The organism is Actinotalea sp. C106 (assembly GCF_023630195.1).
GTDB lineage: Bacteria > Actinomycetota > Actinomycetes > Actinomycetales > Cellulomonadaceae > Actinotalea.
Map to the genome: position 1 here is coordinate 1 of NZ_JALPKN010000129.1, position 8,758 is coordinate 8,758.

At 73.0% G+C, this 8,758-nt stretch carries 12 protein-coding genes; 6 read left to right on the forward strand and 6 right to left on the reverse strand.

Annotated features, from left to right (window positions below; genetic code table 11):
• Window positions 1-875 (reverse strand): histidine kinase (locus L0B03_RS10040; protein WP_250445661.1); only part of this gene is annotated, 875 nt, incomplete at its 3' end.
• Between the two features lie 109 nt (window positions 876-984).
• Here L0B03_RS10040 and L0B03_RS10045 point away from each other — a divergent pair.
• Window positions 985-1,734 (forward strand): GAP family protein, encoded by a 750-nt coding sequence (locus L0B03_RS10045; RefSeq protein WP_250445662.1) that lies wholly within the window; start codon window positions 985-987, stop codon window positions 1,732-1,734.
• Window positions 1,735-1,750: 16 nt separating this feature from the next.
• Here L0B03_RS10045 and L0B03_RS10050 read toward each other — a convergent pair whose 3' ends face one another.
• Complete coding sequence (locus tag L0B03_RS10050; protein ID WP_250445663.1) at window positions 1,751-2,299, reverse strand: hypothetical protein; 549 nt, start codon at window positions 2,297-2,299, stop codon at window positions 1,751-1,753.
• Between the two features lie 212 nt (window positions 2,300-2,511).
• Here L0B03_RS10050 and L0B03_RS10055 point away from each other — a divergent pair, with 212 nt between their 5' ends.
• Complete coding sequence (locus L0B03_RS10055; protein WP_250445664.1) at window positions 2,512-3,009, forward strand: hypothetical protein; 498 nt, start codon at window positions 2,512-2,514, stop codon at window positions 3,007-3,009.
• 23 nt (window positions 3,010-3,032) lie between these two features.
• Here the strand turns inward: L0B03_RS10055 and L0B03_RS10060 are convergent, their stop codons facing one another.
• The gene (locus tag L0B03_RS10060) at window positions 3,033-3,440 is read right to left on the reverse strand and encodes a low molecular weight phosphatase family protein (RefSeq protein WP_250445665.1); all 408 of its coding nucleotides are present in this window, start codon (window positions 3,438-3,440) and stop codon (window positions 3,033-3,035) included.
• Between the two features lie 269 nt (window positions 3,441-3,709).
• Here L0B03_RS10060 and L0B03_RS10065 point away from each other — a divergent pair, with 269 nt between their 5' ends.
• Window positions 3,710-4,096 (forward strand): hypothetical protein, encoded by a 387-nt coding sequence (locus L0B03_RS10065; RefSeq protein WP_250445666.1) that lies wholly within the window; start codon window positions 3,710-3,712, stop codon window positions 4,094-4,096.
• A 64-nt stretch (window positions 4,097-4,160) separates the two neighbouring features.
• On the opposite strand, the gene L0B03_RS10070 is transcribed toward L0B03_RS10065, so the two are convergent.
• Together L0B03_RS10070 and L0B03_RS10075 are read right to left on the reverse strand one after the other, a co-directional pair.
• Window positions 4,161-4,463: a hypothetical protein gene (locus L0B03_RS10070; protein ID WP_250445667.1), complete on the reverse strand. Its 303-nt coding sequence runs from the start codon at window positions 4,461-4,463 to the stop codon at window positions 4,161-4,163.
• A gap of 253 nt (window positions 4,464-4,716) precedes the next feature.
• Window positions 4,717-5,712 carry a P1 family peptidase gene (locus L0B03_RS10075; RefSeq protein WP_250445668.1) on the reverse strand — a complete coding sequence of 332 codons (996 nt, stop codon included), beginning with the start codon at window positions 5,710-5,712 and terminating at the stop codon, window positions 4,717-4,719.
• A 74-nt stretch (window positions 5,713-5,786) separates the two neighbouring features.
• Here L0B03_RS10075 and L0B03_RS10080 point away from each other — a divergent pair, with 74 nt between their 5' ends.
• Entirely contained in the window at window positions 5,787-6,830 is a 1,044-nt protein-coding gene (locus L0B03_RS10080; RefSeq protein ID WP_250445669.1) for an LLM class flavin-dependent oxidoreductase, read from the forward strand.
• A gap of 69 nt (window positions 6,831-6,899) precedes the next feature.
• Here the strand turns inward: L0B03_RS10080 and L0B03_RS10085 are convergent, their stop codons facing one another.
• Window positions 6,900-7,802 (reverse strand): alcohol dehydrogenase catalytic domain-containing protein, encoded by a 903-nt coding sequence (locus L0B03_RS10085; protein ID WP_250445670.1) that lies wholly within the window; start codon window positions 7,800-7,802, stop codon window positions 6,900-6,902.
• Between the two features lie 102 nt (window positions 7,803-7,904).
• Between L0B03_RS10085 and L0B03_RS10090 the strand changes: the two genes are divergently transcribed.
• Window positions 7,905-8,396, forward strand: coding sequence for a MarR family winged helix-turn-helix transcriptional regulator (locus L0B03_RS10090; RefSeq protein ID WP_250445671.1), 492 nt, complete (start codon window positions 7,905-7,907; stop codon window positions 8,394-8,396).
• 70 nt (window positions 8,397-8,466) lie between these two features.
• Window positions 8,467-8,758, forward strand: a 292-nt coding sequence (locus tag L0B03_RS10095) for a hypothetical protein (RefSeq protein WP_250445672.1), incomplete at its 3' end; no start/stop codon positions are given.

Genomic DNA, 8,758 nt, shown 5'->3' on the forward strand with positions numbered 1-8,758 from the left:
GGCGAGGTCGCGTCGTCGGGCGCGGCCTGCTCGGGAGCCCTCGCGGCGTCGAGGGTGCCGGGCGCTCCCGGCGGCCCCGCGGCCCGCAGCAGCATGATCATGGAGCGCATCTCGTGCAGGGACTGCACGCTCGCGGCGCGGATCGCCTCGAGCGAGGGGCGAGGCGAGGCCTTCGAGTCCGACGTCGTGGGGGTGGCGGCGAGTGCGGCCTCGGCGTGGATCGCGATCGCGGAGAGGTTCCCGGCGACGGCGTCGTGCAGGTCACGGGCCATGCGGGTGCGCTCCTCGGCGAGGACCTCGCGCTCGCGGAGCTCGGCGAGCCGCTCCAGGTCCGCGGCCCGCTCCTCGGCCAGGGCGGTGAGCTCGGCCTGCTTACGGACGGTGAGCCCCCACCACAGGGGCGTGCCCAGCACCGCGAAGGCCTGCAGGGCGAACAGCACCGCCCCCGCGACGGTCCGCTCGGCCACGAGGCCCGCGACGGCGGCCGCCCCCACGGTCAGCCCGACCCCCACCGTGAGCCGCCGGAAGGCTGCCGGCCCGGTGCGCAGCGCGGCCGAGTAGATCAGGTCGATCAGCACCAGCAGCACCCCGACGCTGCCACCCAGGGCCGCGTCGACCACGAGCACCAGCCCGCCGGCGGCCAGGGCCCCGAGCGGGTGCCGGTTCTTGGCGAGCATCACCAGGCAGCCGACGGCCAGGGGTGCCAGGTGCACCCACGCGCTCTCGACCGGCCCGGGGCCCGAGGTCCAGACCCCCACCATGCCCAGCCACAGCAGCGCCACGCCGACGAGGAAGGTCACCGCGGCGTCGCTCACGACCCGCCGTCGCGCGGTGCCCCGGGCCTCGCGCCGCCACCACCCCACCGGCCCGTCCATCCCGCCATCCCAGCACAGCGCCCGCTCAGGCAGGTCAGCCGAAGGATGTACGCAGGCCCCCCGCCTTCGCCCGACGACGACGTCGCGGTCCGCGCCCCACGCTCGACCCATGACCTTCGAGCTCCTCGGGCCGCTGGCCGTCCTCGCCCTGATCGACAGCACGAGCTTCGGCACCCTGCTGATCCCGCTGTGGCTCATGCTCGCCCCCACCGGGCTGCGGCCAGGCCGGGTGCTGGCCTTCCTCGGCACGGTCGCGGCGTTCTACCTGGCGGTCGGTGTCGCGCTGCTCGCCGGAGCCGACGCGGTGCTGGACGGCGCCCAGGGCGTGCTCGAGACCCCGGGCGGCAGCGTGGCGCAGCTGGTGATCGGTGCGGGCCTGCTGGTGTGGAGCTTCTTCATCGGCAGAAAGCCCGCTGGCGGGAAGGCCGCCGGTGGGGAGGCCGCGAGCGGGCCGGGCCGGCTGATGCGGTGGCGCGAGCGCGCCATGAGTGGGCAGGGCGGCGGTGGCGCGCTGCTCGCCCTAGCGCTGGGGGCGGCTGCTGCGGAGGTCGCGACGATGCTCCCGTACCTCGGTGCGATCGGGCTGCTCTCGACCTCGGGCCTGGGCGTCGTCGAGCAGGTCGGGGTGCTCGCCGCCTACTGCGTGGTCATGGTGCTGCCGGCCCTCGTCCTGCTCCTGGCGCGGCTGGTGGCCCGCCGGCTGGTGGAGGCTCCGCTGCTACGCCTGCAGGGGTGGATGGAGCGCACCGGGGCGGAGACGACGGCGTGGGTGGTGGGCATCGTCGGGTTCCTGCTGGCCCGCGACGCCCTGGGTCGGCTGCCCGACGTCGGGAACCTGCTGGGCGGGCTGGGTGGTTGAGGCTTGTTCCCCAACGCTACTCGGCGCTGGCTGAGGCGCGGTCCGAGGGGTAGGGGAGGAGCGCGACCCCTGCCGCCAGCACGCCGTAGGCGATGGCGGGGCCGGTGTGCGGGAGGGCCTTGCCGGCAGCGGCCCGGGCCTCGCCACGTCGGAAGACCCAGCGCTCCCCGAGCACCATGAGCGCGACCGAGGACGCGACGGCCCCGACGGTGATCCCGGCGACGACGGCCTTGCCCCGGGTGTTCATGCCCTCCCACACCTCGGTCGGGTTGACCGGCACGACGGGGTCCTCGAGGTGGTTGTCCGGCAGGTCGCCGAGCTCACCGACCGGGCCGTCCTGCTCCTCGGCGGCCTCCGCGGCCCGGGCCCGCTCCTCGCGCCAGGTCTCCCGCGCGGTCTGGAGGTCGGGGGCAGAGCTCGCCAGGAGCACGGCGCCGATCCCGGCCTTCGCCCAGACGCGCGCTGCGCGGGACGCGAAGACGTCAGGGGTCGCGTAGAAGGCGGTGGTCGCCACCCCGGCGGTGACGGCGGTGAGGATCCGGGCGGGCTGTGGCGTGGTCGTCATGTCCCCATCCTCACCCGGGGCGCTGACACCCTCTACAGATGCCTTGCCCGCTGCTAGCGTCCAACTCCTGTTCTGAGCCCAACGCCACGGAGCGTGGGCCAGACCCGTCTGCTATCGCGTGATAAGCAGCATCGGCTGAGAGGGTTGGTGAGGTGCAGAGTCGTTGGTCGGGAGTTCTGCTCACCTTCGGGAGCGACGTCCCCGAAGACCTCATGAATGAGTCCATCCACACCTTGATGACGCCCATCAACGAGATGGTCGCGAGACTTGGCCTCGTCATGGAGGCCAGGGTCAGCGCCGAGCCCGGCCAAGGCCCTCAGATCTACGTGCGGCCGAGTACCTCCTCCGGCTCCGCCGACCGCCCAGACGACGAGGAGCTGCCCTCATCGACGGGTCAGAGCTCTGCGGAGTGGGAAGTGCAGCTACGGTTCGACGTCGATCGTCACGCGATCAGTGACGACGTGATCGCAGCGGTCTATCAGCTCCTCGATGACGACAACGAGTTCGTCGATGACGTCGAGGAGGAGGGTAGTGAGATGTGTTGCTACCTCTATGGGCCGGACCCTGATCGACTGGTTCAGGCAGCCCGTGGAGCCGCAGCTCTCGTGGCCCTCGGCTCGGACGCCTACCTCATCAGGCGCGACCTGCGTGACGAGAGCGATGGGGGAGAGCGGATACCGCTCGCGGTCGGTCCAGCCAACGAGCAGTAGGGCATCTGCGACGGTCTCCGAGCTCAGAGCCGGCGGTGCAGGTCCTCGACCCGTGACCGGATGTCGTCGCGCACGAGTCGCATCCGTTCCATGCCGGTGATGCCACGCTCGGACGGCTCGTCGGTGATCCACGTCTCGATCCGCGTGCCCGAGGTCGCCTCGACCTGAGCCTCGGCGCCGAGCACGACGACGAGGTCAGAGGCCTCGATCATCGCTGCGGTCAGTGCCTTGGGGTGCTCGTCCCCGACCCCCACCCCGATCTCCTCGAGGGCCTCCACCGACTGCGCGTTCAACGAGGCGCCGGGTGCGGTCCCGGCAGACGTCACGATGACGTCGTCCCCCGCCAGGTGGCGCATCAGGGCAGCAGCCATCTGAGACTTGCCACCGTTCTTCTGGCAGACGAACGTGACGTGGGGGGTGGTCTGGGGCATCGCGGGATCCGATCGGGTCGGCGTCTGACGACGCTGTGGAGAGGGGTCCTCGCGCGCACGCTACCCCGACGAGATGACGCCGCGGAGACCTCGGCACCACGCGCGTTCACCCCACGGCCACCTCGGCGTCGAGCATTGCGCCTACGGTCGCGGCCATGCGATCGAGGTCCCTCCCCGTCGTCAGCCTGGCTCTTGTGGCGGGGCTCGTCGGGTGCGCGTCCGGGGCGGCGTCGACAGGCGACGGGGATGACTGGCCTGGCATCCACGGCTTGGATGCGCCCCTGCCCGAGGGCTACGTCGCCGAGTCGGACGAGGCCTACCCCGACGTCGTCACCCTCGAGGGCTCTGGCGATCGGCCGACCGCGCACCTCGTGGTGGCCACGAGCACGACGCCTCCCGCTGAGACCGCCGCGCACCTGTGCGAGCTAGCCGAGGGGCAGGGCCGCACCTGCACGGCTGAGCCAGAGGCGCACGGCGACCTCGCTGACGCGTGGTACTTGACCCACACCGACGGCACGGTGACCACGCACCAGTACATGGGCGTCGCACCGGCCTCCGAGCTCGTGGTGCGCTTCTACTACGACGCGGACTCCCGCCAGCCCGAGCTCGAGGAGTTCCTCGACGACCTCACCACAGGCGCAGTGCCCGGCCAGTAGGAAGGGTGGCGGTCGCCAGCAGCTGCGGTGCGGCTCGGAACCAGGGCGGACGACGGTCGTCGGGTCATCCGCCGGTGAAGACGCTGATCGCCAGCGGGGCGCCGAGCTCCTCGCATGCGGTACTGAGGGCTCCTTGAGCGTCGTACCACTCTGGGGAGCGGAGGCCGGTCGGATCGGCGCCTGCCCCAGCCGGGATGACCGGAGCGATCTCCTGCAGCTCACCGATCGCGGTCTGGACGGCGCTCTCTCCGGTGGAAGGCAGTCGATCAAGCACACGGGTCGCGAGCCCGAACCAGCCGTCGCGCTCTTGATCCTCCATACGACCGCTCGCGAGACCGAGCTCCGCGTTCTCGACGATCGTCAGCACATCTCCGAAGGCGGTGCAGACGGCGGCGTCATCGACAGCCCCGTCCTGTGGCAGTGCGACCGGGGGAGACTCCTCGGTGGCGGCTGTCTGGGGCGCCTCGACCTGCCCTGCACCGGACCCACCGTCGGCACTGCAGCCACCGATGACCGCCGTGCTCAGGACCGCCGCGGACAGCGCGGCCCACCGTTGCGCTCGCACCTGTCCATGCCCCCCGATATCGACTCCCGATGGGTCCAACCTACCGACGCCGAGATCAGGCCCCACCGGGCCACACCGGCAGCTCCACGCGCTCGGTGCGCACCTCCGTCGCGGACCGGACGCCGTCGAGGATCGCGAGCTCCACCGCCCGGGCGGCCGCCGCCTGGATCTCCACCAGGGCGCCCACCCTCGCCGCGCGATCGCCCGGCCCAGGCAGCGCGACCTGGCCAGTCGCGAGGGCGAAGACGGGGTCGCCGTCGGCCAGGGTGTGCACGGGATTCAGGGCGCGGGCCATGCCGTCGTGGGCGGTGGTCGCGGTGCGGGAGGTCTCGGCCGGGTCGAGGGCCGCGTTCGTCGCGACGACGGCGAGGGTCGTGTTGAGCGGTGGGGCAGGCATCGCCCCATCGGCCGGCCCCGTGTCGGTGGAGCCGGCGTCGGCCCCTGCGCTCGGTCGGCCGCTCGTCGGGGCACCCGCGGCGTTGACCACGACGATCGCACCCACCACGACGTCCGACCACGGCCCGCTCAGCCGCACCGACGCCGTCCCCACCCCGCCCTTGTGGCTCTGCCGCGCGATGGCCGCCCCCGTGCCGGCACCGACGTTGCCCCGCTCGACGACGGCGTGCTCGGGCGAGGACCCGGCGGCGGCTGCGGCGTCGTACCCCATCTGCTCGTCGGGTCGGGCGTGGAAGCGACCTCCGCGGCCCAGGTCGAAGATCGCCGCGGCGGGCACGACGGGCACCACCTCACCGGGCACCTCCGAGACCGGGAACCCCCGCCCCTGCTCGGCGCACCAGCGCTGCACCCCGTGCGCGGCGATCAGCCCGTAGGCGCTGCCCCCGGTGAGGACCACGGCGTCAGCGGTCGGGACCAGGGTCCGTGGGTCCAGGGCGTCGGTCTCGTGCGTGCCCGGCCCGCCGCCGCGCACGTCGACCCCCGCGACGGTGCCCGGCGGGGGCAGCACCACAGTCACCCCGGTGAGCCAACCGTCGCCGGTGCGGTGGACCTGGCCGACGCGCAGGCCCGGGACGTCGGTGATCGACGTGGACATGCCCCTCACGCTGCCACAGGTGTGCCGCTCGCCACGTCCGGAATGCCGCCCCACAGGGCCCGGTTGCCACCGAGGTGAGCACCGAGAACCCCACCCTGCCCCTGGCCGTCCTGGACTTCGTCGGGATCGAGCACGGCGAGACCCCCGCCCAGGCCCTCGAGGGGGCGGCCGAGGTCGCCCAGGCCGTCGAGCGCGCCGGGTTCGGCAGGTATTGGGTGAGCGAGCACCACAACATGCGGTCCCTGGCCTGCAGCGCCCCCGAGATCCTCATCGCCGCGCTCGCCGGCCGCACCGAGCGCATCCGCGTCGGGGCCGCGGGGATCATGCTGCCCAACCACTCGCCCTTCAAGGTCGCCGAGGTGTTCCGCACCCTGCTGGCCCTGCACCCCGGGCGCATCGACCTGGGCCTGGGCCGGGCCCCCGGCACCGACCCGTTGACCGCGCACGTGCTGCGCCGTGGCGCCTCGGTCGACGTCGCGAGCGACTTCCCCGGTCAGGTCGCCGAGCTGCTGTCCTTCCTCGGGGAGGGGTTCGCCGAGGGCCACCCGTACGCGCCGCTGGTCGCGGCCCCCGTGGTCGAGGACCGCCCCGAGGTGTTCATGCTCGGCTCGAGCGGCTACGGCCCCCAGTTCGCCGCGGCCAACGGCCTGGCCGCCGTCTTCGCCCACCACATGAGCCCCGAGATCGCCGTCGAGGTGCTGCAGCGGTACCGCCGCGAGTTCCAGCCCGGCGAGGGCATGGCCGGCATGCGCGCCGAGCCCCACTCGGCGATCTCCGTGCTGACCTACGCGAGCGACGACCCCGACGACGTCCTCGAGTTCGAGGCCGGCTGGGCGCTGACCATGCGCAACCTCGGCCGCGGCATCCGGGAGCCCATCCGCCCGGAGGAGGTCACCACCTTCGCGCGGTCTCCGGAGTTCGCCGCCATGCGCCGCGCGGGGGAGCACCTGGACCCGCGCATGGTGACGGGTACCGCAACGGACGTCGTTGCGGGGCTGCGGGACCTGCAGGAACGCGCACAGGCCGACGAGGTGGTGCTGGTGACCCCGTCGTTGGACCGGACGCGGCGGATTGCGAGCCTGAGTGCGGTGGCGGAGGAGTGGCGGGCGGCGGCCTGAGGGTTGGGCGAGCCGGACCGGCCCGAGGGCCCGGTCCGGCTCGCCTACCGTCCGTCCACGCAGAGCTGGTCACTGCTGCGTGATCACGACCTTGCCGCCTCCGCTCTCGGCGAGAGAGTGTGCCTGGACGATGTCGGCCAGCGGGAGCACGTGGTCCACGCGGGGTGTGTAACGACCGTCGCGTCCGAGCGCGGCCGCGTGCCGCAGGAGAGCCGAGTCGTTGCGGGCATTGACGCTCGTCGCTCCCAGCCTGGCGGCGCCCTGGGTGTCGACGACCGTGACGACGCGGGATGCGTCGCCGACGATCGCGACCAGGTCCGCGAGGGAGTCGGACGGCGCCGCGTGCAGGGCGGCGTCCACCCCACCAGGGACGAGGGCGGCCACCCGCTCGGCCAGTCCGGGACCGTATGTCGTCGGCAGAACGCCGAGCGACTCCAGGAAGGCGAAGCTGCGCTCGCGCGCCGTGCCGACCACGGTCGCGCCAGCGGCGACGGCGAACGCCGCGGCGGCGCTACCCACGGCGCCGGAGGCACCCTCGATGAGCACCGTCATCCCGTCCAGATCGCCGAGGGCCTCGAGGGAAGCGGCGGCGGTAGCGGACGCGAGCCCTGCCGCCGCTGCCTGTTCCATCGACCACTGCTCGGGGACGGGGCTCCATGCGGTGAGAACCGCGAGCTCGGCGGTGGTGTCACTCACCCCGCCGAGACCGAACACGACGTCCCCGACGCGGGCGTCCGTCACGCCCAGACCGACCTCGTCCACGACGCCGACGGCGTCCCGACCGGGAACCGCCGGCAGGTCCAGCGGCAGGAACTGGACGAGCTGCCCGGCTCGCAGCAGGACGTCGATGGGGTTGACGCTCGTGGCGCGGACCACGACGCGGACCGAGCCCTCTCCGGCGTGGGGCTCAGGAGCATCCTCGACGACGAGGACTTCGGGAGCTCCGTAGGAGTGGTAGCGGGCAGCGCGCATGATCAATGGGCTCTTTCGTGGAGGAGGCGCAGCGGATGCTTGCTGCGGAAAGGAACGCTAGCCCCGATTCATTTCCGCGGCAAGTACCTCTATGATGGGATCGTGCCCGCCAGTGACCATCTCTCCCCGCAGGAGGACCGCACGTGGTCACTCCTGGTCGGCGTCATGATGTGGCTTCCGGCCGAGCTGGACGCGTGGCTCGAGGAGGCGGCCGACCTCAGCCACGCCGAGTTCGGCGTGCTGCGCTGCCTCTCGACCGGTGAGGACCGCGAGATCCACATGAGCCGTCTGGCCGCGACCGCGAGCGTGACGCCGTCTCACCTCTCGCGCATCGTCGGCCGCCTGGAGCGCCGAGGCCTCCTGACGCGAAGCACCGATCCCGCCGACGCTCGGAAGACCCTGGCCAGGCTCACCGAGGTCGGGGAGCGTCTCCTCGCCGACGTCGAGCCCGGCTACGTCGCGGAGGTCCGCACGCGCGTGTTCGACCTTCTCGGCGGACAGCAGATCGACCAGCTCGAGGAGCTCGCCGAGGCCATCCTCACGCCGCTCCGTGGCGAGTGCGTCGACCTGCTGCCACCCCGATCCGCCCGATAGCTCCGCAGGGGGCCCCCGAGAGTCTCCCCGGTAGCCTGGCCTCCCCGTCGCCCCGAGGAGGTGTCGTGTGATGACGCGTGGCCCACGCGGACTCGTGGCGACCCTGCTCGCCGTGCTCAGCGCGACGGTGCTCGGCGTCGGTGGCCTCTCGGTCCAGCTCGACGTCGCGCAAGCGGTCGAGCCCGCGGCCTCCCCGGCGGCCGTGACCCTCACCTCGCACGAGGGGCGTCCCGGCCCGGCGTCGGGCACCACCCTCGTCTCCGCCCCGCAGGACGAGCAGCCGGCCACGCAGCACTCAGCGCCCCCTGCGGTGCTCCCGCCGCCCGTCGTCGTGGGTGGGTGGGAGCTCCCGCTCGCCGCTG